This is a genomic window from Microbacterium gilvum, from assembly GCF_039543865.1.
GTDB classification, from domain to species: Bacteria; Actinomycetota; Actinomycetes; order Actinomycetales; family Microbacteriaceae; genus Microbacterium; species Microbacterium gilvum.
The window spans coordinates 975518-1000164 of the sequence record NZ_BAABKO010000001.1; the positions used below are offsets into that span (position 1 = coordinate 975518).

The 24647-nt window shown below is 72.0% G+C and carries 20 protein-coding genes; 6 read left to right on the plus strand and 14 right to left on the minus strand.

Annotated elements, in window-relative coordinates:
* Window positions 1–85: 85 nt before the first annotated feature.
* The 11 genes from chvE to ABD998_RS04990 all read right to left on the minus strand — a co-directional run bounded on the left by chvE (window position 86) and on the right by ABD998_RS04990 (window position 11130).
* The gene (chvE, locus tag ABD998_RS04940) at window positions 86–1207 is read right to left on the minus strand and encodes a multiple monosaccharide ABC transporter substrate-binding protein (RefSeq protein ID WP_345436514.1); all 1122 of its coding nucleotides are present in this window, start codon (window positions 1205–1207) and stop codon (window positions 86–88) included.
* 195 nt (window positions 1208–1402) lie between these two features.
* Window positions 1403–2392, minus strand: coding sequence for a LacI family DNA-binding transcriptional regulator (locus ABD998_RS04945; protein ID WP_345436516.1), 990 nt, complete (start codon window positions 2390–2392; stop codon window positions 1403–1405).
* Window positions 2393–2557: 165 nt separating this feature from the next.
* Complete coding sequence (locus ABD998_RS04950) at window positions 2558–3478, minus strand: ABC transporter substrate-binding protein (RefSeq protein WP_345436518.1); 921 nt, start codon at window positions 3476–3478, stop codon at window positions 2558–2560.
* The gene (locus tag ABD998_RS04955; protein WP_345436520.1) at window positions 3475–4203 is read right to left on the minus strand and encodes an ABC transporter permease; all 729 of its coding nucleotides are present in this window, start codon (window positions 4201–4203) and stop codon (window positions 3475–3477) included. Before ABD998_RS04955 ends, ABD998_RS04950 begins: the two co-directional genes overlap by 4 nt.
* Window positions 4200–4865 carry an ABC transporter permease gene (locus tag ABD998_RS04960; RefSeq protein WP_345436522.1) on the minus strand — a complete coding sequence of 222 codons (666 nt, stop codon included), beginning with the start codon at window positions 4863–4865 and terminating at the stop codon, window positions 4200–4202. Before ABD998_RS04960 ends, ABD998_RS04955 begins: the two co-directional genes overlap by 4 nt.
* On the minus strand, window positions 4862–5686 hold the full coding sequence (locus tag ABD998_RS04965) for an ABC transporter ATP-binding protein (protein WP_345436524.1): 825 nt from the start codon (window positions 5684–5686) through the stop codon (window positions 4862–4864). Before ABD998_RS04965 ends, ABD998_RS04960 begins: the two co-directional genes overlap by 4 nt.
* Before the next feature lie 100 nt (window positions 5687–5786).
* Window positions 5787–6719 carry a 4-(cytidine 5'-diphospho)-2-C-methyl-D-erythritol kinase gene (locus tag ABD998_RS04970; RefSeq protein ID WP_345436526.1) on the minus strand — a complete coding sequence of 311 codons (933 nt, stop codon included), beginning with the start codon at window positions 6717–6719 and terminating at the stop codon, window positions 5787–5789.
* 50 nt (window positions 6720–6769) lie between these two features.
* Entirely contained in the window at window positions 6770–7615 is an 846-nt protein-coding gene (gene rsmA / locus ABD998_RS04975) for a 16S rRNA (adenine(1518)-N(6)/adenine(1519)-N(6))-dimethyltransferase RsmA (protein ID WP_345436528.1), read from the minus strand.
* A complete protein-coding gene (locus tag ABD998_RS04980; protein ID WP_345436934.1) occupies window positions 7612–8499 on the minus strand; it encodes a TatD family hydrolase in 888 nt (295 codons plus the stop codon). Before ABD998_RS04980 ends, rsmA begins: the two co-directional genes overlap by 4 nt.
* Window positions 8500–8504: 5 nt before the next feature.
* Window positions 8505–10082, minus strand: a complete 1578-nt coding sequence (metG, locus tag ABD998_RS04985; RefSeq protein WP_345436530.1) for a methionine--tRNA ligase — start codon at window positions 10080–10082, stop codon at window positions 8505–8507.
* A 34-nt stretch (window positions 10083–10116) separates the two neighbouring features.
* Window positions 10117–11130, minus strand: a complete 1014-nt coding sequence (locus ABD998_RS04990) for a LacI family DNA-binding transcriptional regulator (RefSeq protein ID WP_345436532.1) — start codon at window positions 11128–11130, stop codon at window positions 10117–10119.
* A gap of 149 nt (window positions 11131–11279) precedes the next feature.
* Here ABD998_RS04990 and ABD998_RS04995 point away from each other — a divergent pair, with 149 nt between their 5' ends.
* The 5 genes from ABD998_RS04995 to ABD998_RS05015 all read left to right on the plus strand — a co-directional run bounded on the left by ABD998_RS04995 (window position 11280) and on the right by ABD998_RS05015 (window position 19163).
* Window positions 11280–13301, plus strand: a complete 2022-nt coding sequence (locus ABD998_RS04995; protein WP_345436534.1) for a beta-galactosidase — start codon at window positions 11280–11282, stop codon at window positions 13299–13301.
* A gap of 113 nt (window positions 13302–13414) precedes the next feature.
* On the plus strand, window positions 13415–14647 hold the full coding sequence (locus ABD998_RS05000) for a sugar ABC transporter substrate-binding protein (RefSeq protein WP_345436536.1): 1233 nt from the start codon (window positions 13415–13417) through the stop codon (window positions 14645–14647).
* 58 nt (window positions 14648–14705) lie between these two features.
* On the plus strand, window positions 14706–16295 hold the full coding sequence (locus ABD998_RS05005) for an ABC transporter permease subunit (RefSeq protein WP_345436538.1): 1590 nt from the start codon (window positions 14706–14708) through the stop codon (window positions 16293–16295).
* Entirely contained in the window at window positions 16292–17191 is a 900-nt protein-coding gene (locus ABD998_RS05010; RefSeq protein ID WP_345436540.1) for a sugar ABC transporter permease, read from the plus strand. Before ABD998_RS05005 ends, ABD998_RS05010 begins: the two co-directional genes overlap by 4 nt.
* Before the next feature lie 22 nt (window positions 17192–17213).
* Window positions 17214–19163: a glycosyl hydrolase 53 family protein gene (locus tag ABD998_RS05015; protein ID WP_345436542.1), complete on the plus strand. Its 1950-nt coding sequence runs from the start codon at window positions 17214–17216 to the stop codon at window positions 19161–19163.
* 6 nt (window positions 19164–19169) lie between these two features.
* Here the strand turns inward: ABD998_RS05015 and rsmI are convergent, their stop codons facing one another.
* On the minus strand, window positions 19170–19985 hold the full coding sequence (rsmI, locus tag ABD998_RS05020; protein WP_345436544.1) for a 16S rRNA (cytidine(1402)-2'-O)-methyltransferase: 816 nt from the start codon (window positions 19983–19985) through the stop codon (window positions 19170–19172).
* Between the two features lie 9 nt (window positions 19986–19994).
* Entirely contained in the window at window positions 19995–21620 is a 1626-nt protein-coding gene (locus tag ABD998_RS05025; protein WP_345436546.1) for a DUF4407 domain-containing protein, read from the minus strand.
* A 104-nt stretch (window positions 21621–21724) separates the two neighbouring features.
* Here ABD998_RS05025 and ABD998_RS05030 point away from each other — a divergent pair, with 104 nt between their 5' ends.
* Window positions 21725–23272, plus strand: a complete 1548-nt coding sequence (locus tag ABD998_RS05030) for a dolichyl-phosphate-mannose--protein mannosyltransferase (RefSeq protein ID WP_345436548.1) — start codon at window positions 21725–21727, stop codon at window positions 23270–23272.
* Window positions 23273–23326: 54 nt separating this feature from the next.
* Here the strand turns inward: ABD998_RS05030 and ABD998_RS05035 are convergent, their stop codons facing one another.
* A complete protein-coding gene (locus ABD998_RS05035; protein WP_345436550.1) occupies window positions 23327–24625 on the minus strand; it encodes an MFS transporter in 1299 nt (432 codons plus the stop codon).
* Window positions 24626–24647 lie beyond the last annotated feature (22 nt).

Genomic DNA, 24647 nt, shown 5'->3' on the forward strand with positions numbered 1-24647 from the left:
TTCACGCGTTCGCTTTCTCGCTGTGCGGGTGGGACCCGTCCGGCCCGCCGCGCCGGAGCGGCGCGGCGGGCCGGAACGGAGGGGCTTACTGGAGCTCGTCGGCCGTGTAGTAGCCGCTGTCGACGAGGATCTCCTCGTAGTTGTCAGCGGTCACGATCGTCGACTCGTGGAGGTACGACGGGACGACCTTGACGCCGTTGTCGTACGTCTCGGTGTCGTTGACCTCGGGCTCCTCGCCGTGCATGAGGGCGTCGACCATGTCAGCCGCCGTCTCGCCGAGGAGACGGGTGTCCTTGAAGATCGTCGAGTACTGCTCACCCGCGAGGATCGACTTCACCGAGCCGACCTCGGCGTCCTGACCCGTGACGACCGGGAGGTCGTCGGCCGAGTACCCGCCCGAGGTCAGCGCCGAGATGATGCCGATCGAGAGGCCGTCGTAGGGCGAGAGCACGCCGTCGATCTTCGTGTCACCGACGATCGTGAGGATGTTCTCCATGCGCTCCTGCGCCGTCTCCGGCAGCCAGCGGAGGATCGCCGCCTGGTCGAAGTCGGTCTGCCCCGACGGCACCTCGAGCACACCCGAGTCGAGGTAGGGCTGGAGGGTGTCGATGGCGCCGTCCCAGAAGAAGGTCGCGTTGTTGTCGTCGGGGCTGCCCGCGAAGAGCTCGACGTTGAGCGGGCCCTCCACGCCCGTCTCCTCGCCGTTCTCGTCGAGCACGCCGAGACCGGTCAGGAGGCTCGTCGCCTGCTGGACGCCGACCTGGTAGTTGTCGAACGTCGTGTAGTAGTCGACGTTCTCGGTGCCGTTGATGAGGCGGTCGTAGGCGATCACGGGGATGTCGCTGTCGGCCGCGGTCTGCAGCACGTCCGTGAGGGTCGTGCCGTCGATCGACGCGATGATGAGGGCGTCGGCGCCGCTCGAGATCATGTTCTCGATCTGCGAGACCTGCGTGGGGATGTCGTCGTTGGCGTACTGGAGGTCGACCTGGTAGCCGAGGTCCTCGAGCGTCGCCTTGACGTTGTCGCCGTCCGCGATCCAGCGCTCGGACTGCTGCGTGGGCATCGCGACGCCGATGGTGAGCGAGCTCGTGTCGACCTCGCCGCCCTCCTCCGTCGCTGCGCCGCCTCCGGTGCGGTCGCCGCTGCAGCCGGCGAGCGCGAGTCCGCCGACGGCGACGATGCCGACGAGCAGAAGGTGCTTCTTCACGGGTGTTCTCCTCTGAATCCAGGACTCGGGTTCCTCCCTTCCCATGAGGGAGGGATGCGCCGCCGAGGAGTCGGGACCGCAGAGCACGTCGGGACTTCTTCGTCGGGGCCTCACGTCTCCGTGTGACCGTTCACATCGCGTCTCATCGTGCACCCGCTCGGCCCGCGTGTCAAGCCGACGCTCTGTCACATCTCGCTAACGACGCGCGATGGCCGAGTCCCGCACGACGAGGGCGGGGGCGGCCGCAGCCGGGGCCTCGGCCTCCTCGGCGCGCAGCGCCGAGAGCAGCCGCGCGATCGCGCGGCGCCCCAGGTCGGCGAAGTCGATGTGCACGGTCGTGAGCGGCGGCCATACATGTGCCGCGACGGGAATGTCGTCGAAGCCGACGACGCTCACGTCGCGCGGCACGTCGAGCCCCGCGTCGCGGAACCCGTGCACGAGGCCGATCGCCATGAGGTCGTTGGCCGCGAAGACGGCCGTGAAGTCCTGCCGTCGGGCGAGCTCGCGACCGGCGTAGTGGCCGAAGTCGGCCGTCCAGTCGCCTCGGATGGGCGGGATCGTCGGGAGGTCGGCCTCGCGCAGCGCCTGCAGGTAGCCCCGCATGCGGGAATCGGCCTCGATCCAGTCCTGCGGGCCGGAGAGATGGAGGATGTCCGCGTGCCCGAGGTCGACGAGATGCCGTGTGGCGAGGCGCGCACCCTCCAGCTGGTCGGGCGCCACGCTCTCGCCGGCCTCGCCCGATGCCGTCTGCAGACTCACGAAGGGGATGCCGATGGCCATTCCCCGCAGGACATGGAACACCCGGACCTGCGGGGCGAGCACGACGATGCCGTCGACCTGCTCGCGCTGCAGCTGCCGCACGGCGGCGCCGATCGCCTCGGGCGAGGTGTCGGGCAGGTTGAGGTTCGTGACCGAGTAGCCCTCGACGCGGGCCGCCTCCTCGATGGCGGCGATGGAGGCCGTCGGCCCGAACTCCCCCACGCTCGCCGACAGGATCCCGATGAGGTGGAGCTTCGACGTGACGAGCGCGCGGGCGGCCTGGTTCGGCCGGTAGTCGAGCTGGCGGATGGCGTCGAGGACGCGCTGCTTCGTCTCCTCGCGGATGGACGGATGGTCGTTGAGCACGCGCGACACCGTCTGGTGCGAGACGCCCGCCAGGCGCGCCACATCGCGGATGCTCGGCATCCTGGGCCGCTCCGTCGCGTTCGCCACAGTCGTTCGTCCTTCATCGGGTGCGGTGATGCGCACGGTCACATCGCCTCCCACAGTATGACGCACGAGCGGCCGCGGGGCCATCCGGACGCGACGACGCCCCGTCCGCGGACGGGGCGTCGTCGGGGCCGCTCGGCGTCAGGAGAGGCCGTTCTCCTCCAGCCAGGCGGTCGCGATGTCGGCCGACGACTCCTCGTCGACCGTGCTCTGGACGTTGAGCGCGACGAGACCCTCGGGTGTGAGCGCCTCGCTCACGGGGTCGATGACATCGGCGATCTCGTCGGCGATGTCGGCCGAGGCGATCGGCACGACGTTCGAGGCGAGGAGCAGTCCCTCTGTGTCCTCGAGGGGCACGAGCCCGTCCGTCTCGATGCGGGGGTCGGCCGTGAAGACGTTCGCGATGTTGATGGTGCCCGCGAGCAGCTCCTCGACCGTCGTGTCGCCCGTCGCCGAGAAGCCGACGTCGAGGCCGTACACCTCCGCCGCGCCGTCGGGACCGTAGGGGCGCTCCTCGAGCTCGGCGGGACCGCCGAGCACGAGCGGGACGTCGACGTCGGCGAGGTCGGCGATCGTGACGAGGTCGTACTCCTCGGCGAAGTCGGCCGTCACGGTGTACGAGTCCTGATCGGACGCCGTCGACTGCGCGAGCGCCCGCAGGTTGTCGGGCAGCGCCTCCACGAGCGCGGCGTAGACGTCGTCCGGCGTGCGCGCCGTCGTCTCGGGGTCGTACACCTGCTGCAGCAGGCTGCCGCTGTACTCCGGGAAGAGATCGATCTCGCCGTTCTCGATCGACGGCAGGTACGCGTCGCGCTGGCCGATGTTGAACTGCCGCTCGACCTCGAACCCGGCGCCCTCGAGCGCCTGCGCGTAGATCTCGGCGATGATCTCGTTGGAGTAGTACGCCTGCGAGCCGACGACGATGGCGTCGCCCGACGACCCGGTGTCGTCGGTGCCCGACGTCTCCTCGGCGAGCGGATCGGAGGACCCGCACCCCGCGAGAGCGAGGGCGGCGGCCGACGCGAGGGCGCCGACGAGGACGATTCTGCTGCGGTGCGTCATGTGAGAGCTTCCTTCTCTCGAGTGCGGCGGGCCGCACGGGTGTCCCCTCGCGGGGTGGTCTGGGTGGCGCCCGGAGGCTGGGCGGCCTTCTGCAGGAGGGCGAAGACGGCGTCGAGGACGAGCGCGAGCGCCGCGACGACGAGCGCGCCGCCGAGCACCTGGTCGAAGCGGCGCAGCTGGATGCCCTGCAGGATGTCGAAGCCGAGCCCGCCGAGGTTGACGTAGGCCGCGAGAGTGACGGTCGCGACCACCTGGAGCACCGCGGCGCGGATGCCGCCGACGAGCAGCGGCAGCCCGAGCGGGGCCTCGACGCGCCACAGGATCTGCCATTCGCTCATCCCCGTCGCACGCGCCGCGTCGATCGTCCGCCGGTCGACGGCGTCGAGCCCCGAGTACGCGCCGGCGAGGATCGACGGGATCGCGAGGAGCACGAAGGCGATGATCGCCGCCTCCGTCTTGTGCAGCACCCCGAGCATGAGCACGAGCAGGAGGATGAGGCCGAAAGACGGGATGGCCCTGGCCGCGCCCGCGAGGGCGACGGCGATGCCGCGACCCCTGCCCGTGTGCCCGATGAGCCATCCGGCGGGCACGGCGACGATGGCGGCAATCGCCACCGAGCCGAAGGTCAGCGCGAGGTGCACGAGGAGCGCCTCGGGCAGCGGGTTCGACCCCGTCAGCCGGTCGGGCGATGACAGCCATGCGAGAGCCTCGGCGAGGAGGTTCATGCGGCCGCCCTCCGACGCCGGGCGGGAGCGGCGGCGCGCGTCCAGGGCAGCAGCAGGCGGCCGGCGAGCTGCAGCAGCAGGTCGACGAGGAGCGCGACGAGCGCCACCGCGACGACGCCCGCCAGGATCTCCGCGACGATGCGCCGCTGGAATCCATTCGTGAAGAGGTAGCCGAGGTTCGTGACGCCGATGAGCACGCCCACCGTCGCGAGCGAGACCGTGCTCACGGCGGCGACGCGGAGGCCGGCGAGGATGACCGGCCCCGCGAGCGGCAGCTCCACGGCGGCGAAGCGCCGGACGGGCCCGTAGCCGAGCGCGACCGCGGCGCGGCGCGTGTCTCCGTCGACGGAGTCGAGCCCGTCGGCGACCGAGCGCACGAGGATCGCGACGGCGTAGATCGTCAGTGCGACGACGAGGTTGATCTCGCTCAGCGCGGAGAAGCCGAACACGACCGGGAGGATCGGGAGGAGCGCGAGCGACGGGAGGGTGTAGAGCAGGCCCGTCGTCACGACGATCGGGCCGCGCAGCACGCGGCTGCGGTGCGCGAGCCACCCGAGCGGGAGCGCGATCAGCAGGCCCCACAGGATGGGCGGCAGGCTCTGGCGCAGATGCTCGCCCGTGAGCTGCAGGACGAGGCCGAGGTTGTCGGCGACCCAGCTCATCCCGCGGGCTCCGTCAGCACTCCCTGCACGCGGCCGGTCTCGTCGACGACCACCGTGCGTCCGGACTCCTCGCGCAGCGACATCCGCCGTCTCCCCGCCGAGAGGCCGAGGAACCGGCGGACGAAGTCTTCGGCGGGTGCCGCGACGATCTCGTCGGGGCGCCCCTGCTGCACGATGCGGGCGCCGTGGTCGAGGATGACGACGCGGTCGCCCAGGAGGAACGCCTCGTCGATGTCGTGCGTGACGAAGACGATCGTCTTGCCGAGCTCGCTCTGCAGGCGCACGAGCTCCTGCTGCAGCTCGGCGCGGACGATGGGGTCCACGGCGCCGAACGGCTCGTCCATGAGGAGGATGTTGGGGTCGGACGCGAGCGCGCGGGCGACGCCGACGCGCTGCTGCTGGCCGCCCGACAGCTGGGCGGGATAGCGCTCGGCGAGCGACGCGTCGAGTCCGACGACCTCCATGAGCTCGTGCGCACGTGTGCGGGCGGTGCGCCGCGGCACGCCCTGCAGCACAGGGACCGTCGCGATGTTGTCGACGACGCGCACGTGCGGCAGCAGGCCGGCGTTCTGCATGACGTAGCCGATGCTGCGGCGCAGCGCGACGGCCGGGCGGCCCGTGACGTCCTCGTCGTCGATGAGGACGGAGCCCGACGTGGGCTCGACCATCCGGTTCACCATGCGCAGCAGGGTCGTCTTGCCGCATCCCGACGAGCCGACGAACACCGTCGTCGTCCGCGACGGCAGCACGAGGGAGAAGTCGTCGACCGCCGTCGCGCCACCCGGATAGCTCTTGCTCACGGACCGGAATTCGATGCCCACGCCCCCAGCAAAGTGCATGCCGCCGACATGCGCCACTCCCGCCGTCATCCGGCGAGACCCTTGACAGCGGCGCGTCCGCCGTGATCGCGGGCGGCGGCCGTCAGCCGATGACGCGGGCGCCCGGCACCGGCCCGTGCGCGAGGAGCGCGTCGAGGCCCGCGGCGTCGAGCACCGCCTGCAGCTCGGCCGCCGCCTCCGGCGACTCCGCGAGGAACGCGACCGTGGGGCCCGAGCCCGACACGATCCCCGCCAGCGCGCCCGACGACTCGCCGAGCTCGAGCGTGGCCGCGAGGTCGGGTCGCAGGCTGAGCGCCGCCGCCTGCAGGTCGTTGCGGAGCACCTCGGCGAGCATGGCGGCGTCCCCTGCGCGGAGCGCCTGCAGCACGGCCGCGTCGACGGCCGGGGTCTTGCGCGCCGGCGCGATGTCGAGGTGGTGCCGCTCGCGATGCCGGTCGAGCGCGCCGTACACCTCGGGCGTCGACAGGCCGTCCTCGTTCACGACGAGCACCCAGTCGAAGCGCCCGCGCGCGAGAGCCGCGCTCAGCTCGTCGCCGCGTCCGGTCCCGATCGCGGTGCCGCCCCTGAGCGCGAACGGCACGTCGGCGCCGAGACGCGCCGCGAGGCGGTGCAGCTCCTGCGAGCCGACGTCGGTGCCCCACAGCGCATCGCAGGCCACGAGCGCCGCGGCGGCGTCCGCGGACCCGCCGCCCATGCCGCCCGCCACGGGCACCTGCTTGACGACCTCGAGGTGCACGCCGCCGCGGTAGCCCGTCTCCGCCGCGAGCAGCCGGGCCGCGCGCAGCGCGAGGTTCCTGTCGTCGACAGGCACCGCCGACACGTCGACCGACCCCGACACCGCCATCGTGAAGCCGACGGCGTGCTCGGCCGTGAGGTCCTCGTAGAGCGACACGGCCTGGAACGCCGTGGCGAGCTGGTGGTAGCCGTCGTCCTCCCGGCAGCCGACCTCGAGGAACACGTTGATCTTTCCGGGGGCGCGCACGCGCACGGGGGTCGAGGTCGACGCGATGCTCACCCGTCCAGGCTACCCACCGGCGACACCCGTCGCCGACCCGTGTCGTCGGGCTACGCGGGGAGCGCTCGCGCGATCCGGAGGAAGTCGTCGATCGACAGCTCCTCGCCGCGCGCCGTGGGGGCGACGCCCGCGTCCTCGAGGAGCGCGCTCGCGGCGGCAGACCCGCCGAGCTCGGTCGACAGCGCCTGCCGCAGCATCTTGCGGCGCTGCTGGAAGGCGGCGTCGACGATGCGGAAGGTGCGCACGCGCTCCGCCTCCGTCCCGCGCGGCTCGGCATCGCGCCGGAATCCCACGAGCACGCTGTCGACGTTCGGGACGGGCCAGAACACCTGGCGCGACACGGTTCCCGTCAGCCGCCACGGTCCGTACCAGGCCGCCTTCGCGCTCGGGGCGCCGTAGACCTTGGAGCCCGGAGCGGCCGCGAGCCGCTCCCCCACCTCCGCCTGGACCATGACGACGCCGCGGTCGATGCCGGCGAACGTCTCGAGGAAGTGCAGGAGCACGGGCACCGAGACGTTGTACGGGAGGTTGGCGACCAGCACGCGGGGGTCGCCGGGGAGCTCCGTCACGCGCAGCGCATCCGCATCGACCACCGTGAGCGCGCCCGCCGGCACGCCGCGCTCGCGCGCCGTGGCCGGCAGCCGCTCGGCGAGTCGATGGTCGATCTCGACGGCCGTGACCGTCGCCCCCGTCTCCAGGATGGCGAGCGTCAGCGACCCCAGACCCGGACCGACCTCGACGACGCTCTCGCCCTCGGAGACCTCGGCGGCGTGCACGATCTTGCGCACCGTGTTGGCGTCGACCACGAAGTTCTGACCCAGCTTCTTCGTGGGCGTGACGTCGAGCTCCGCCGCGAGCTCGCGGATGTCGCCCGCACCGAGCAGCCGGACGGTCACGACCAGGCCCCGTACACGGCGGCGGTGTTCTCGGCGAGCTGCGCGCACAGCGCGTCGACCTCGACGCCGAGCACGTCCGCCATGAAGCGGACCGTGACCGGCACGAGGTACGGCGCGTTGGGCCGGCCCCGGTGCGGTACCGGCGTGAGGAACGGCGCGTCGGTCTCGACGAGGATGCGCTCCCGCGGCGTCACCTGCAGCGCGTCCCGCAGGTTCTGCGCGTTCTTGAACGTGAGGTTGCCGGCGAACGACAGCCAGTAGCCGGCGTCGGCCGCCTCGTGGGCCATGTCCTCGTCGCCGGAGAAGCAGTGGAACACGGTCTTATCCGGGGCGCCGACGCGGCGGAGGGTGTCGAGCACGGCGCGGTGGGCGTCGCGGTCGTGGATCTGCAGGGCGATCCCGTGGCGCTTGGCGATCTCGATGTGCGCCTCGAACGAGGCGAGCTGCGCGGGGCGCCCGTCCTCGCCGGTGCGGAAGTAGTCGAGGCCCGTCTCGCCCACGGCGCGCACGCGCGGGTGCGCGGCCAGCTCGTCGATGACGGCGATCGCCTCGTCGAGCCGCCCGTGGGCGGCGTATGCCGGCGCATCGTTCGGGTGGATGGCCACGGCCGCGAGCACGCGGTCGTCGCTCTCGGCCGCCTGCACGGCCCAGCGCGACGACTCGATGTCGCCCGACGACTGCACGACGCCTGCGATGCCGACGGCCTCCGCGCGGTCGAGCTGCTCGCTCAGGGCGAGCGGCTCGTCGCCGTCCTCGATCTCGAGGTGGCAGTGGTTGTCGTAGACGGCGACCGCGAGAGGCTCGGGCGCCGCCGGGTAGCGGAGGTCCTTCCGCCCGTCGCGGCTGCGCTCGCGGACGTAGGTCGACGGGTCGCCGGCCGCCATGCCCGTCACTCCGGCTGCTCGACCCGCGGGAACAGCGGGGCGAGTGCGTGGGTCGACGTGCCGGCCGGCGTGAGCCCCCAGGCTCCCGCCTCGCGCAGCGGCTGCGCCGTCAGCGCGCCGAGCGCGCCCTCGAGGCCGAGGGCGTCCCACAGGGTCGCGGTGGACTGCGGCATGACGGGGCTCAGCAGCACGGCGAGGGCGCGCAGTCCCTCGACGCACGTGTAGAGGACGGTGCCGAGGCGGTCGCGGCGGTCGGCGTCCTTCGCGAGCGCCCACGGCTCGTTCTCCGTGATGTAGCCGTTGAGGGCGTCGACGATCGTCCAGATGGAGCGGACGGCCTCGTCGATGCGGAAGCGGTCGATGGCCGCGTCGGCGGCCGCGGCCGCATCGGCGACGACGCGCTGGACAGCGAGATCGGCGTCCGTGTAGTCCGCAGGAGCGGGCACGGCGCCGTCGAAGTACTTCCCGATCATGGCGATCGTGCGCGATGCGAGGTTGCCGAAGCCGTTCGCGAGCTCTGCCTGGTAGCGGGCCGACAGGTCCTCCCACGAGAACGAGCCGTCCTGTCCGAACGCGATGGCCGACAGGAAGTAGAAGCGGTAGGCGTCCGAGCCGAAGACGTCGGTGATGGCGTTCGGGGCGATGCCCGTGAGCTTCGACTTGGACATCTTCTCGCCGCCGACGAGCAGCCAGCCGTGCGCGAACACGTTGTGCGGCACGTCGATGCCGGCCGCCATGAGCATGGCGGGCCAGATGACGGCGTGGAAGCGCAGGATGTCCTTGCCGACCACGTGGTGGGCGGGCCAGCGCCGCGCGAAGGTGCCCTCGTCGGAGCCGTAGCCGATCGCCGTCGCGTAGTTGAGCAGCGCGTCGACCCACACGTAGATGACATGGGACTCGTCCCACGGGACGCTGATGCCCCAGTCGAACGTCGAGCGCGAGATGGAGAGGTCCTTGAGCCCCTGCTGCACGAACGCGACGACCTCGTTGCGCGCGGACTCGGGCTGCACGAAGTCGGGCCGGTCGCGGTAGAGCGCGAGAAGGCGGTCCTGGAACTCGCTGAGCTTGAAGAAGTAGTTCTTCTCCTGCAGCAGCTCGAGCGGCTTCGAGTGGATGGCGCACACCTTGAGCCCCTCGAACGGCCCCGTGCCGTCGACGATCTCGCTCTCCGGCTTGAACTCCTCGCAGCCGACGCAGTAGAGCGCCTCGTACTCCCCCGCGTAGATGTACCCGCGGTCGTAGATCGCCTGGAGGAAGCGCTGCACGCTCGTCTCGTGGCGCTCCTGCGTCGTACGGATGAAGTCGTCGTTCGCGACGTCGAGGGTCTCCAGGAGCGGCTGCCACGACTCCGCGACGAGCTTGTCGACCCACTCCTGCGGCGTCGCGCCGTTGGCGGCCGCGGCGCGGATCATCTTCTGGCCGTGCTCGTCGGTGCCCGTCAGCATCCAGGTGTCGTCGCCCGCCTGCCGGTGCCAGCGCGCGAGCGTGTCGACCGCCACCGTCGTGTACCCGTGCCCGATGTGGGGGACGTCGCTCGGGTAGTAGATCGGCGTGGTGATGTAGAAGGAGCGGCCGGAAGTCACCAGGAGAGTCTATGGCGGGAGCGCCGCCCCCGCGTTACGCGCTCGCGCGGACGACCAGCTCGGCGTCGAGCGTGAGCTCGCGGCCGCTGCCGCCGCCCACCACGTCGAGCAGCATCGCCACCATGGCCTCGCTGATGCGCCCCCACGGCTGGCGCATGGTCGTGAGCGGCGGGTCGTGCGTCTCGGCGAGACCGGAGTCGTCGAATCCCGCCACCGCGACGTCGTCCGGCACGCGCAGTCCCTCGCGGCGGAGGACGGAGACGGCTCCGGCCGCCATGCTGTCGGAGGCGGCGAACACGGCGTCGATGTCGCGCGAGCGCGACAGCAGCCGCGACATCGCCGCGGCACCCGACTCGCGCGAGTAGTCGCCGGACTCCACGAGAGCCTCGTCGAGGAGTCCGCCCATCTCGGCGCGGAAGCCCTCGCGCCGGAAGCGGCCGCCCGGCGTGTCGTCCGGTCCCGCGATGTGCGCGATGCGGCGATGACCTCGGTCCAGGAGGTGCCGCGTCATCGTCCGCGCCGCGCCCGCCTCGTCGATCGCGACGGAGGGGACAAGCCCTTCGAGGGCGAGGGGCAGCCCGGACGCGACGATCGGGATGCCCGCCTCGTGCATGCGGCCGAGGAACGGGTCGGAGGCGTGGCTCGAGATGAGCAGCACGCCGTCCACATGCCCTGCGCGGACGTAAGCCAGCACGTTCTCCTTCTCGGCCTCCGTGCCGGCGACGAGCAGGACGAGCGTCATCGAGCGCTGCGACAGCGCCTCGGCCGCTCCGCGCAGGAGGAGGCCGAACGTCGGGTCCTCGAAGAGGAGATGGTGCTCCTCCGTGAGCAGGAACGCGAGCGATCCCGAGCGGCCAGTGGCGAGGCTGCGCGCATGGTGGTTGGCGGTGTACCCCGTGCGCCGGATGGCGTCCTCGACCGCGGCGCGCGCATCGGGCGACACCCAGTGCCCCCCGTTGATGACGCGCGACACCGTTCCGCGGGAGACGCCCGCCGCCGCCGCGACATCGCGGATGGTGGGCTTGCGCGCCGCGCCGGACTGCTCCATGTGGACACACTCTAGCGTCAGGCCGTCCGAGCTGGGACCGGTCACAGTTCGATAACGGAACGGTCACGAGCTTGCTCCGCGGACGCCGCGCTCACAGACTGGGACCGGTCACAGTCCCCCCACACACGTCCTCGACACAATGGAGCGTCATGCCCGACCTGCCCATCTGGTCCGCCCTCCCCGGGATCGCCTACGGCGGCGACTACAACCCCGAGCAGTGGCCTCGCGAGACGTGGCGCGAGGACGTGCGCCTCATGCGCGAGGCGGGCGTCGACCTCGTGAGCGTGGGCATCTTCTCGTGGGCGCTCATCGAGCGGCGCGAGGGCGAGTTCGACTTCTCGTGGCTCGACGAGGTCATCGGCCTGCTGCACGAGAACGGCATCCGCGTCGACCTCGGCACGCCGACGGCCTCCCCGCCCGCGTGGTTCTTCGCGGCGCACCCCGAGGCGCGCGTGATCACGAGGGACGGCACGGTCATGGGATTCGGATCGCGCGGGATGGCCTCGCACTCCTCCCCCGCGTACCGCGCCGCGATCGTCCGCATCGCGACCGCCCTCGCCGAGCGCTACGGCGACCATCCGGCCGTCGTGCTGTGGCACGTGCACAACGAGTACGGCGTCCCCGTCGGGGAGGACTACTCGCCGGCGTCGGTCGCGGCGTTCCGCGCCTGGCTCGCCGAGCGCTACGGCTCGCTCGACGCCCTCAACGCGGCATGGGGCACGGCGTTCTGGGGCCAGCACTACGAGGAGTGGGAGCACATCGGCGCGCCGGCCGCCGCGCCGTCGGTCGTGAACCCCGCCCAGCGGCTCGACTTCCTGCGGTTCACCGACCACCAGCTGCGGCAGTGCTACATCGCCGAGCGCGACGCCATCCGCGCGCACGCCGCGCAGCCCATCACGACGAACTTCATGGCGAACCAGAGTTGGACGACCGACCTGTGGGCATGGGGTCGCGAGGTCGACGTCGTGGCCGACGACCACTACCTCTGGGCCCCAGACGAGGAGGCGCACATCGGCCTCTCGATCGCCGCCGACCTGTCGCGCTCCGTGGGCGGCGGTGCGCCGTGGATCCTCATGGAGCACTCCACGTCGGCCGTCAACTGGCAGCCGCGGAACATCGCCAAGCGGCCGGGTGAGATGGCGCGCAACTCGCTCGCGCACGTCGCCCGCGGCGCCGATGCCGTGCTCTTCTTCCAGTGGCGCGCCGGCCGCGCCGGCGCCGAGAAGTTCCACTCCGCGATGCTCCCCCACGCCGGCACCGACTCGCGCGTGTGGCGCGAGGTCGTCGCCCTGGGCGCCGACCTCGACCGGCTCGACGGCGTGACCGGCTCGCGCGTGGAGGCCGAGGTCGCCGTGCTGTGGGACTTCGAGTCGTTCTGGGCGCAGGACCTCGAGTGGCGCCCCACCGACGACCTCTCCCACCAGGAGCGCGTCCGCGCCTACTACGAGACGCTGTGGCGCGACGGCATCACGGTCGACTTCGCCCTCCCCGGCCACGACCTGTCGCGCTACAAGCTCGTCGTCGCCCCCGCGCAGTACCTCCTCACCGCCGCCGACGCGGCGAACCTCGCCCGCTACGTCGAGAGCGGCGGCACGCTCGTCGTGTCGTACTTCTCGGCGGTCGTCGACGAGAACGACGCCGTCCACGCCGGCGGCTTCCTCTCGCCGCTGCGCGACGCGCTCGGCGTCGACGTCGAGGAGCACCTGCCGTTGCGCGCCGGACGGACCGCGCTCGTCGAGTGGACCGGTGGGGAGACGATCACGGTCGACCACTGGCAGGAGGCGATCCGTCTGCACGGCGCGGAGGTCGTCGGCGCCTACGCCGAGGGGCCCGGGGCCGGCGGCCCGGCCGTGACGCGCCACCGTCACGGCGCGGGCACGGGCTGGTACGTCTCGACGCGGCCCGACGCCGAGGGGCTCCGGCGCATCATGGCCGACGTCTACGCGGACGCCGGCATCGCCCCCGCGGGGATCCCCGAGGGCGTCGAGGTCGTGCGCCGGCGGGCGGACGACGGCCGCGTGTTCGCGTTCGCCGTCAACCACCGCGACGACGACGTCGAGATCGACGTCGTCGGGCGCGAGCTCCTCGCGGGCGCCGCGACGTCCGCCTCCCACGTCGTCCCCGCCGGGGGCGTCGCCGTCATCGAGCTCGCCCGGGAGGGCGCGCACTGACCCGCCCTGCGGGGCACCCCTCCGGGCCGACCGGCCCGGTTGACAGCACACCAGGTCGTGACGGAGCGGCCGCCTCGGCGGACGCGGCGCACGGCCATCCTGAAGGAGACATCATGCGCACGCAGATGGCATTCGCCGGCATCGCGGCCGCGTCCGTCCTGCTGCTCGCGGGCTGCTCGGGCGGCGACGCCCCGGCGCCGAGCGAGCAGCCGGCCGACGGGGGCTCGGGCGCCGAGCTCGTCGTGTGGACCGACGAGGAGCGCGAGGGGGCGATCGCGGCCGCCGCCGAGCAGTTCGAGGCCGACACCGGCGCGACCGTGACGCTCGTGCAGAAGAACTTCGAGGACCTGCGCAACGACTTCATCGCGCAGGTGCCCACGGGCGAGGGCCCCGACATCACGGTCGGGGCGCACGACTGGCTGGGCGCGCTCGTGACGGCCGGCGTCGTCGACACGATCGACCTCGGCGAGACCGCGTCCGCCTTCGAGCAGGTCGCCCTCGACGCCATGACCTACGACGGGCAGCTCTACGCGCTGCCGTACTCGCTCGAGACGGTCGCGCTCGTGCAGAACGTCGACATGGTCGGCTCCGACGCCCCCGCGACATGGGACGATCTCGTCGCGATGGCCGAGGCTGCGGGCGCCGAGCGCCCCGTCGCGATCAACACGGCCGGCGAGACAGGCGACGGCTACACGATGTACGGCCTACAGACATCGTTCGGCGCCCCCGTCTTCGTGCAGGACGAGACGGGGTCGTACACGAGCGAGGTCGGCATGGGCGGGGACGCCGGGACGGCGTTCGCGCAGTGGCTCCACGACAACGGGTCGGCCGGCACGGGCTACATCTCGACGACCGTCGACTACGACATCAACAACGAGCTGTTCAACAGCGGCCAGACGCCCTTCACGATCCAGGGACCGTGGGCGATCAGCTCGTACGCCGATGTGCCGAACATCGCCGTGAACCCCATCCCCTCGGCAGGAGGCGAGACGGCCGCGCCGTTCGTCGGCGTGCAGGGCTTCTACCTCAGCGCGCAGAGCGAGAACGCCCTCCTGGCGCAGGAGTTCCTCGTGAACTACCTCGCCCAGGAGGACGCGCAGCGCGCCCTCTACGAGGCCGACCCGCGCATCCCCGCGTTCACGGAGCTCGCCGAGGAGGTCGCGTCCGACCCGATCATCGCGGGCTTCCTCGCCTCGTCGCAGAACGGCGTGCCGATGCCGTCGATCCCCGAGATGGGGTCGGTGTGGGACCTGTGGAACGCGGCCGAGGTGCAGATCCTGGGCGGCGCCGACCCCGCGGGGACGTGGAACCAGATGGTCGCCGATCTCGAGGCCGAGCTGGGCTGACCCGGCGGTCCGGGGCGGGCGGCGCCCGCCCCGGACTCCGACGGCGGGAGGAAGAGGAATGACACAGCAGGACATCGCCGTACGCGGCGAATCGCATGCCAGGGGATGGCGCGGGATCGGGGCGGGCTTCGTCGTGAAGCTGCTCCTCATGGCGGTCGTCAACGCGCTCGGCGTCGCCGTCGTCCTCGCCGCGTGGCAGGCGGAGTCGTGGGTCGTGCTCGGCGCGTCCGTCGTGCTCCTCGTCCTGGCCGACTGGATCTACTTCACGCGGCGCGCGCTGCCTCTCAAGTACCTGTTCCCCGGCCTCGCCTTCCTCGCCGTCTTCCAGATCTTCGTCCTCGGCTACACGGCGTACGTCGCCTTCACGAACTACGGCACGGGCCACGCGGGCTCGATGCAGCAGGCGGTCGACGCCGCCCTCATCCAGGACGAGCGGCGCGACCCCGCGTCTCCCGAGTACCCCCTCGCGATCGTCGAGTCGGACGGCGCGCTCGGCTTCGCCATCGCCGACGACGGCGCCGTCCGCGTCGGGACGGCCGACCAGCCGCTCGAGACCGCGCCAGGCGCCGTGCTCGGATCGTCGGGCGCACCGGAGTCCGTCCCCGGGTGGGAGGTCGTGCCGCGCGCCGAGGTGCTCACCGACACCGACCTGCAGGAGCGCGTGTCCGCGCTCCGGGTGCCCGTGTCGGAGGACGCGGAGGACGGATCGATCCGCACGCGGGAGGGCGCGACGGGCGCCGTCTACACGTCGACGCTGGAATGGGATGCCGAGGAGGAGACCTTCACCGATTCCGAGACGGGCGTCGTGTACGCGCCGTCGGAGGACGGCCGCTTCGTGGCCGCGGACGGCACCGCCCTCGCGACCGGCTGGTACGTGGGCGTGGGCTTCGACAACTTCGTGCGCGCGGTCACCGACGCCGACCTCGCGGGACCGCTCCTGCAGGTGACGGCGTGGACGTTCGCGTTCGCCGTGCTCACGGTGCTCACGAGCTTCGGCCTCGGCCTGCTGTTCGCGATCATCTACAACGACGAGCGGGTGCGAGGGCGCAAGGTGCTGCGCACGCTCATGATCCTCCCCTACGCCTTCCCGGCGTTCATGTCGGCGCTGCTGTGGCGCGGCATGCTGAACTCCGAGTTCGGCGTCGTCAACGACCTCTTCTTCTTCGGAGCCGACATCACGTGGCTCGGCGACCCGGTCCTCGCCAAGGCCGCCGTGCTCTGGGTGAATCTGTGGCTCAGCTACCCGTACTGGTTCCTCGTGTGCACGGGCGCGCTGCAGGCGCTGCCGTCCGACACGCTCGAGGCGGCGACGATCGACGGGGCGGGGCGCTGGCGCCGGTTCCGCTCGATCATCCTGCCGCAGCTCCTCGTGTCGACGGCACCCCTGGCCATCTCGTCGTTCGCCTTCAACTTCAACAACTTCACGATCATCTACATGCTCACGGAGGGCGGTCCGGCGTTCCTCGGCAACTCCGGCCTCGGCGCGACCGACATCCTCATCTCCGCCATCTACCGCATCTCGGGCGTCTCGGGCGGCAGCGCAGACTACGGCCTCGCGAGCGCGCTCTCCATCGTCGTCTTCATCGTCATCGGCGTCATCTCGGCCCTGGCCTTCCGCCAGACCCGCAAGCTCGAGGAGTTCCAGTGAGCACCGTCACCGAACGCATCACGTCGCCCTCCCCCGGACGCCGCCCCGCACGCCGCGCGCGCTGGTGGGCCGAGGTGGGATGGAAGTACCCCGTCGCGGTCGTGGTGCTCGTCTACGCGATGTTCCCGCTGCTCTACATCGTGTCGGCGTCGCTCAACCCGCGCGGCAGCCTCGCGGGGTCGAGCGCCCTGTTCTCCGCGCTGAGCGTCGACAACTTCGCCGCCCTCGGCGAGACGCGGTTCTGGTCGTGGATGCTCAACACGCTCTACGTGGGCGGGGCCGCGGCCGTCGGCGCCGTGCTCATGGGCGCGGCGGCCGCCTACGCGTTCTCGCGCTTCCGGTTCGCCGGGCGCCGCGCGAGCCTGACGGGCCTGCTCATCATCCAGATGTTCCCGCAGACCGTCGCGTTCGTCGCGGTGTTCCTCCTCCTGCTCGCTCTCGGCGAGGTCGTGCCCGCCCTCGGCATCAACTCGCGCCTCGCCCTCATCTGCGTGTACCTCGGCGGCGCGCTGGGCGCGAACACGTTCCTCATGTACGGCTTCTTCAACTCGATCCCCGCCGAGCTCGACGAGTCGGCGAAGATCGACGGCGCGACGCACGCGCAGATCTTCTGGCGGATCATCATGCCGCTCGTGACGCCCGTGCTCGCCGTCGTGGCGCTGCTCGCGTTCATCTCGGCGTTCGGCGACTTCATCCTCGCGAAGATCGTGCTGACGAGCGAGGAGAACTGGACTCTCGCCGTGGGCATGTACCAGTGGGTGTCGAACCAGCTGACCTCGCGCTGGGGCATCTTCGCCGCCGGCTCCGTCGTCGCGTCGATCCCCGTGCTCGTCCTCTTCCTCTCGCTGCAGCGCTACATCGTCGGCGGCCTCACGGCCGGCTCGGTGAAGGGCTGACCCCCCGCACGAAGGAGTGCCCATGTCCATCCGCCCACTGATCGCCGCGGCCGCCGCCGTCGCCGCCGTCGTCGCGGTCGCACCCCCGGCGCACGCCGCCGAGACGCCCGGCATCACCGTCGCCCCCGTGGCGGGCCTCGGCGACGACTTCATGCTCGGCGTCGACGTGTCGTCCGTGCTGTCGCTCGAGGAGTCGGGCGTCGTCTTCCGCGACGACGCCGGGCAGCCGGCCGATCTCTTCGCGGTGCTCGCCGACCACGGCGTCACCGATGTGCGGGTGCGCGTCTGGAACGATCCCTTCGACGCGGCCGGGAACGGCTACGGCGGCGGCGACGTCGACGTGGACCGGGCGCTCGAGATCGGCGAGCGCGCCGACGCCGCCGGCATGGGCGTCGTCGTCGACTTCCACTACTCCGACTTCTGGGCCGACCCGGGCAAGCAGCAGGCGCCCAAGGCGTGGGAGGGGTTCACGGTCGCCGAGACGGCCGAGGCCGTGCACGACTTCACGGCCGACGCCCTCTCCCGCTTCGCGGCGGCGGGCGTCGACGTGCGGATGGTGCAGGTGGGCAACGAGACGAACAACGGCGTCGCAGGCGTCTCGGGCTGGGACGGGATGGCCGCGGTGTTCCGGGCAGGTTCCGCCGCCGTGCGCGAGACGCTGCCGGATGCGCTCGTCGCGCTGCACTTCACGAACCCCGAGACGGCGGGCAGGTACGCCTCGTACGCTGCGGCGCTCGACGCTCGCGGAGTGGACTACGACGTGTTCGCGTCGTCGTACTACCCCTACTGGCACGGCACGATCGGGAACCTCACGGCGGCGCTGACGCAGGTGGCGCAGACGTACGACAAGCAGGTCGTCGTCGCCGAGACGAGCTGGGCCCGCACGCTCGAGGACGGCGACGGCCACGGCAACACGATCGACCTCGCCTCGGAGGCGACGGCGTACGCGGTCAGCCCGCAGGGCCAGGCCGATGCCTTCCGCGATGTGGTGCAGGCCGTCCGCGACGTCGGCGCCGCCGGCATCGGGGTCTTCTCGTGGGAGCCGGCGTGGCTGCCCGTGGGTCCCGCTGAGGCGGTCGCGGCCAACCGGCTGCTGTGGGAGGAGTTCGGGTCGGGCTGGGCGTCGAGCTACGCCGCGGAGTACGACCCGCACGACGCGGGAGCGTGGTTCGGCGGATCGGCCGTCGACAATCAGGCGCTGTTCGCGTTCGACGGCACGCCGTTGCCGTCGCTGCGCGTGTTCGAGTACGTGCGCACGGGCGCAGAGGGTCCGCGCACCGTCACGACGGTGGAGCAGGTCTCGCTCGTCGCCGACGAGGGCGACGCCGTCGCGCTCCCCGCGACGGTGGCGGTCGGGTACAGCGACGGCTCCGTCGAGCGGCAGGCTGTGGCGTGGGAGGACGCCGACCTGACGGCGGTCGGCGTGCACACCGTGGCCGGCACCACGACGGCGGGGCTCGCGACGACGGCGACCGTGGAGGTGAGGCCCCGCTCGCACCTGCCCGGAGGCGGGTTCGAGGGCGCGGACGCCGCTCTGTGGACGCTCGTCGGCGACGGCGGGTCGATCGGCTGGCAGGCGGACGCCTCCGCGGGGACGGACGCGCTGCACGTCTGGCTCGACCGCGACTTCGCGGGGTCGGCGACGCAGACGGTCACGGGCCTCGCACCCGGCTCGTACGTCGCCGTCGCGACCTCGCAGGGCGGAGCCGTGCAGGCGGGCGATTCCGCGACGCTGCGGGTGACCGCATCGCCCGCGCACCTTCCGCCGCAGGCGTCGGCGAACGCCGTCGCGGCGCAGACCCGCACGGCGGCCACGGCCCTCCCGTTCGACGGATGGCGCGCCTATGCGACGCGGACGACCGACGCCGTGCGCGTGAAGCGCGGTCAGGCCGTCACGGTGTCGGTCGAATGGGACCTGTCGTCCGGAGCCTGGGGGACGGTCGACGAGGTGCGCCTCGTGAAGGTCGGCTGACCCGGGTCAGCGGGCGGCGAGCGCGGCCTGGTAGAGCTCGCGCGACGAGCGCCCGGTCGCCGTCGCCACCTCGGCGGCCGCCTCCTTGAGGCGGCCGCCGGATGCGACGAGCGACAGCACCTGCCGGACGGCGTCCTCCAGCGGCACCTCGCGGCGATCGGCTCCCGCCACGACGACGACGAGCTCACCGCGCACGCCAGCGTCGGCCCATCCGACGAGCTCGGCGAGCGTGCCGCGCGCGACCTCCTCGTGCAGCTTCGTGAGCTCGCGGGCGACGACGGCTCGCCGGTCGGCGCCGAACGCGTCCGCCATGTCGGCGAGCGTCTGCGCGACGCGCGTCGGCGCCTCGAAGAACACCATGGTGCGCGGCTCGGCCGCGAGCGCTGTGAGCGCGCGGCGACGCTCCCCCGGCTTGCGCGCGACGAAGCCCTCGAAGGTGAAGCGGTCGGTCGGCAGACCGGAGACGGCGAGCGCCGTGAGCACTGCGGACGGCCCTGGCACGACCGTCACGTCGACGCCCGCGGCCGCCGCCGTCTGCACGAGCCCGTAGCCGGGGTCGCTCACGGTCGGCATGCCGGCGTCCGTGAGGACGACGAGGTCGGCGTCCCTGGCGAGGTCCACGAGCTCGGCGGCCTTCTGCCGCTCGTTGTGGTCGTGCAGTGCGATGAGCCGCGGCCGGTTGGCGATGCCGAGCGCCGCCAGCAGGCGCTGGGTCGTGCGGGTGTCCTCCGCGGCGACGACCGTCGCGCCCTCGAGCAGCTCGACGAGCCGGCGGGAAGCGTCGCCGAGGTTGCCGATGGGGGTCGCCGCGAGGATGATCACCCCGACAGCCTAGGTGCGCGAGCCCGCGAGGATGTCGGCGCGGTCGCGGAAGCCGTCGGAGTTGACGCGGTCGAGGGCGACCTGCTTCCGGATGGCCGCGGCCTTCTCGTAGAGGCTGGGGTCGCCGAAGCTCGTGAGCACCTTCACGATGACGGGGAGCAACTCGACCATGAGGAAGAGCGCCGCGATGAGCAGGTGCGCGATGCGGATGGCCGGCTCGCGCTCGCCGAGCGCCTGCAGGCCCGTGATCTGGCTCAGCAGTCCGATGGCGCCCGCGTTCGTCTCGGCGACCGAGGCGGCGCGGGCGTTGTACGCCGCGAGCGCGGTGTCGTACGCGGCCTGTGCGGCGGGGAGCTGGTCCTCGGCGGACTGGCGGTTCGCCGACTCGGAGGTGGCGGTCTGGGTCGCGGCGGCTGACTCTGTCTCGGCGAGCGCCTCGTTGGCCTCGCGCAGCTGCGCGGCGAGGTCGTCGTACGTCGCCTGCGCGGCCGCGAGCTGCGCCTGTGCGGCGTCGGAGCTCGCGCCCTCACCCGTGACGCCCGTGCAGCCGGCGACCTCGCCCGATCCCGTGCCGTCGAGCTCGCACTGGTACAGGGCGCGCGCCTCGTCGATCACGGTCTGCTGCGCGGCGAGCTTCTCGGTGAGGGCGTCGACCGTGCTCTGGGCGGCCGAGACCGAGGCCGACGTCGAGTCGGTGCCCGTGACGATGCCGGTGGCCGCCTGGTTCTGCAATGCGGCGAGGTTCGCGGTGGCCTCGTCGAGCGCCTGCTTCTCGGGGCCGGAGTCGAGGGCCGCCTGGTCCTCCTGCGCGGAGGCGATGTTGGTGGCGGCCACCTCCTGCGCGATGTCGTTGTGGAAGGCCTGGAGCACGATCGGCTCCGCGACGATGACGCCGATGATGAGCGCCATCACGACGCGGGGCGCAGCCAGCCCGATGAGCTTGATGACGCTGCGCGTGGACGACATCGTCGAGGTGAGGAACCGGTCGAGGTTGAAGATGATGCCGGCCCACACGATCGCGAGCGGGATGGCGAGCCACACGGCGACCTGCACGCCCGTCGTGAGGGCGAAGAGCATCGAGAGCGCCGAGACGAGGGCCGTGCCGAGCAGGACGAAGAACATCTGCACGAACCGCGGCGTCTCGGTCGGCACGATGTCGAGCACGTGCCCGTCGGCCCCTCCGAGGATCGCGAGCCGCCGCAGGCGCGAACCTTGCGCACCGGCCTGGCGCCGCGTGCGCCGCCCCCTCCCCGGTCGAGCATGTCCGGCCTCGGGCTGCTCCGCGACGGACGTCCCGGCTCCGATCGCCTCCGGCGCGATCGATGCGGCGTCGTCCGGCTCGCTTGCGCGACGCCCGGTCGCGAGGGGCTGCTCCGTCGCGAACGGCTCCGTCGCGAACGGCTCCGTCGCGAGGGGCTCGGTCGCGAGGGGCTCCGTCGCGAGCGGCTCGGTCGCGAGGGGCTCCGCCTCGATCGGCGCGGTCTCCGTGTCGTCCTCCGCACCCGCCGGCGTGTAGCGCCGCTCGTGGTACCGGGGCTCGTCTCCGCCGACGTCCGACGCCTCGGGGTCGTCGTCGCGGAGGATGATCCGCCCCTGCGAGTCGAAGCGCCCAGGGCGATGCGCGGAATAGGCCATCCCCTCACGGTAGGAGATCGGGCTGGACGAGGCGTGTCAGCGGGCGAGGAGTCGGCCGCGAGGCGCCACGGGGAGCGCGCCACGGCGCGCACTACGCTGGGCATGTGACGCACGCGCTGCCCGAGCTCCCGGCCCGAGACAGGCTCCTCATGGCGATCCGGCGCCGGTCCCCCTGGCTCGTGCCCGTCGCGCTCACGGTGCTCGCCGGTCTCCTGCGCATCATCGGGCTGGGCCATCCGCACGAGCTCGTCTTCGACGAGACGTACTACGTCAAGGACGCGTGGACGCTCCTGAACCTGGGGTACGAGTCGCAGTGGCCGGACGACGCCAACGCGAGCTTCGTCGCGGGAGACGCCGACGTCTACACGACCGAGGCGTCGTTCGTCGTGCACCCCCCGCTCGGCAAGTGGATCATCGCGCTGGGGATGGTGCTCTTCGGCGCCGACTCCGGGTGGGGCTGGCGGATCGGGACGGCGGTCGTCGGAACGCTGCTCGTGCCGCTGCTGTACGCCGTCGCGCGGCGTCTCACGGGCTCGATCGCGACGGCCGGCATCGCCGGGCTGCTGCTCGCCGTCGACTCCCTCGCGATCTCGATGTCGCGCGTCGCGCTGCTGGACGGGATCCTCGCGCTCTTCGTGCTGCTGGGGTTCTGGTTCGTCATCCTCGACTGGCACGACACGCGCGACCGCGTGCTGGGCGATCAGACGTCGGTGTGGGGGCCCGTCGTGTGGACGCGGCCGTGGCTGCTCGCCGCGGGCGCCGCGTTCGGCGCGGCGAGCGCGGTGAAGTGGTCGGGACTGTACGTGCTCGCGGGAGTGGGCGTCGGGCTCGTCGTCGTCGACGCGCTCTGGCGGAGGCGGGCGGGAGTGCGGGAGTGGTACTTCTCGGCCATCCTACGGCAGGGCCCCGCCACCTTCCTCCTGCTCGTGCCCGTGGCGCTCGTGGTGTACCTGCTGTCGTGGTCGGGCTGGCTCCTCACGACCGGCGGGTACGACCGATCCAGCGACCCGAGCCCGCTCGTCGCGCTGTGGACGTACCACCAGGCCGTCTACGGCTTCCACGTGGGCCTGAGCTCGGGCCATCCGTACGCCAGCCCCGCGTGGCAGTGGCCGCTCCTCCTGCGCCCGACGGCCATGTGGCTCTCGCGGCCCGAGGCCGGGACGACGACCTGCGGATGGTCCGACGACTGCATCGGCGTCATCTCGAGCATCCCGAACCCCGTCGTGTGGTACGCGGGCTGCGCGGCAGCGCTGTACCTCGTCTGGCTGCTCATCCGCACGCGGCGCGCACGCTACGCCCTGCCGCTGGCCGGCCTCGCCGTGACGTACGTGCCCTGGCTGCTGTACCCCGAGCGCACGGTGTTCCAGTTCTACACGGTCGTCATGCTGCCGTTCGTCGTGCTCGCGCTCGCGATGGCCCTGCAGCATCTCGCCCGTGCCCGCGACCCGCAGCTCCTCGCCGATCCCACCCCCGTCGAGGTCGCCTTCGCCGAGCGGCACGCCGCCCGCGCGCAGCGCGCCTGGCGCATCGCGATCGCCGTGTTCCTCGCCGTCGCGCTCGCGAGCGCGGCGTTCTACCTCCCGCTCGCGGTCGGGATCATGGAGCCGTATCCGCTGTGGCAGCTCCACAACTGGATGGCGAGCTGGGTCTGAGCCGCATGCACGGGACCCCCGGAGCATCCGCTCCGGGGGTCCCGTGTCAGGCGCTCAGCGCTGCGTGGCTGCGGCGTCGGTGTCGGTGTCGACGAACGGATCGAAGCCGTCGTAGGCGGGCCGGAGCGCTGGGTCGTCGTCCGTCGCCTTCGGCATGCGGGCGATCCAGAGGATGCCGATGAGGAAGGCGACGAGGCTCGTCGCGGCCATGAGGAAGAAGATCGCCGAGGCGCCGAAGGCGATGAGCGACGGGATCCACAGTCCCACGACGCCCGCCACGACCCGCGTGAACGCGATCGTGATGCCCTGCGCGGTCGCACGGTGCGACGTCGGGAAGAGCTCCTGCGACCACACCTTGTACATGGGCTCGCCGGCGACGGCGCCCGCGATCGAGTACAGCACCCCGAACACCATGAGCGTGACGACCGTCACGCCCAGGGTGGCCGGGAGGAGGAACGCCACGAGGCTCACGGCCGCCATGACGGCGAACCAGACCATGCGCCGAGGGCCGTCGACGACGCGCATCATGAAGAACACCGCCGCCATGCTCACGAGCACGATCCCGAGGCTGATGGCCGACGACGTCGAGACGGAGACCCCCGCGACCTCGACGTAGAGGTAGCTGCCGAACTGGCCGTTGATGTTCGCGGCGATGTTGACGAGCGAGTAGAACAGCGCCGTCGCCACGAGCGCCGCGAGGTAGCGCGGCTTCAGGAGCTCCCGCGCGCGCGGAGCGCCCTCGACGGCGACGAGCGTCGTGGTCGTCTTCCACGCCTGCGACTCCGGCAGGCGCATGCGCAGCACCAGGACGACGAGGCCGACGACGACGAGGTGCCCGTACAGGATGCGCGCGCCGAGCTCGCCGAGTCCCCCGATGACGGTGCCGAGCAGGAAGACGGCGATGACGCCGGCCATCCACAGGAAGTGCGAAAACGAGATCAGCTTGCCGCGGTTATCGTCCGTCGCCGCCTCGGCGACCATCGCGAGCGAGACGGGGAGGTCGGCGCCCGCGGCGAATCCGAGGAGCACGATGCCCAGGTAGAGCCACGCGATGCCGGGCGAGAAGGCGAGGATCGCGGCGCCGACGACGAACAGCGACAGCGTCGCGAGGAAGGTGCGCTTGCGGCCGATGCGGTCGCCGACGACACCTCCGACGACGGCTCCCGCGGCGATCGAGAAGGTCAGCAGCGAGGAGAGCGGGGCGATCGTCTCGATGCCGAAGCCGAACGCCTGGCCGTAGAGCACGAGGGCCGTGCCGGTCGAGACGATGGCACCGGCGTCGAGGTACGAGACCATGCCGGCGAGGAAGGCGACCCACCAGGCGTGGCGGGTGGTGGAGCGGGGTGAGCTCACGGGGAGTTCTCCTTCGAACGGG

Bases quoted from the DNA above. Each gene is read 5' to 3' on its own strand.
- ABD998_RS04945 (WP_345436516.1), bottom strand. From the start codon at position 2,392: ATGCCGAGCATCCGCGATGTGGCGCGCCTGGCGGGCGTCTCGCACCAG.
- ABD998_RS04950 (WP_345436518.1), bottom strand. From the start codon at position 3,478: ATGACGCACCGCAGCAGAATCGTCCTCGTCGGCGCCCTCGCGTCGGCC.
- ABD998_RS04955 (WP_345436520.1), bottom strand. From the start codon at position 4,203: ATGAACCTCCTCGCCGAGGCTCTCGCATGGCTGTCATCGCCCGACCGG.
- ABD998_RS04960 (WP_345436522.1), bottom strand. From the start codon at position 4,865: ATGAGCTGGGTCGCCGACAACCTCGGCCTCGTCCTGCAGCTCACGGGC.
- ABD998_RS04980 (WP_345436934.1), bottom strand. From the start codon at position 8,499: ATGGCGGCCGGCGACCCGTCGACCTACGTCCGCGAGCGCAGCCGCGAC.
- ABD998_RS04990 (WP_345436532.1), bottom strand. From the start codon at position 11,130: ATGGAGCAGTCCGGCGCGGCGCGCAAGCCCACCATCCGCGATGTCGCG.
- ABD998_RS04995 (WP_345436534.1), top strand. From the start codon at position 11,280: ATGCCCGACCTGCCCATCTGGTCCGCCCTCCCCGGGATCGCCTACGGC.
- ABD998_RS05000 (WP_345436536.1), top strand. From the start codon at position 13,415: ATGCGCACGCAGATGGCATTCGCCGGCATCGCGGCCGCGTCCGTCCTG.
- ABD998_RS05005 (WP_345436538.1), top strand. From the start codon at position 14,706: ATGACACAGCAGGACATCGCCGTACGCGGCGAATCGCATGCCAGGGGA.
- ABD998_RS05015 (WP_345436542.1), top strand. From the start codon at position 17,214: ATGTCCATCCGCCCACTGATCGCCGCGGCCGCCGCCGTCGCCGCCGTC.
- ABD998_RS05025 (WP_345436546.1), bottom strand. From the start codon at position 21,620: ATGGCCTATTCCGCGCATCGCCCTGGGCGCTTCGACTCGCAGGGGCGG.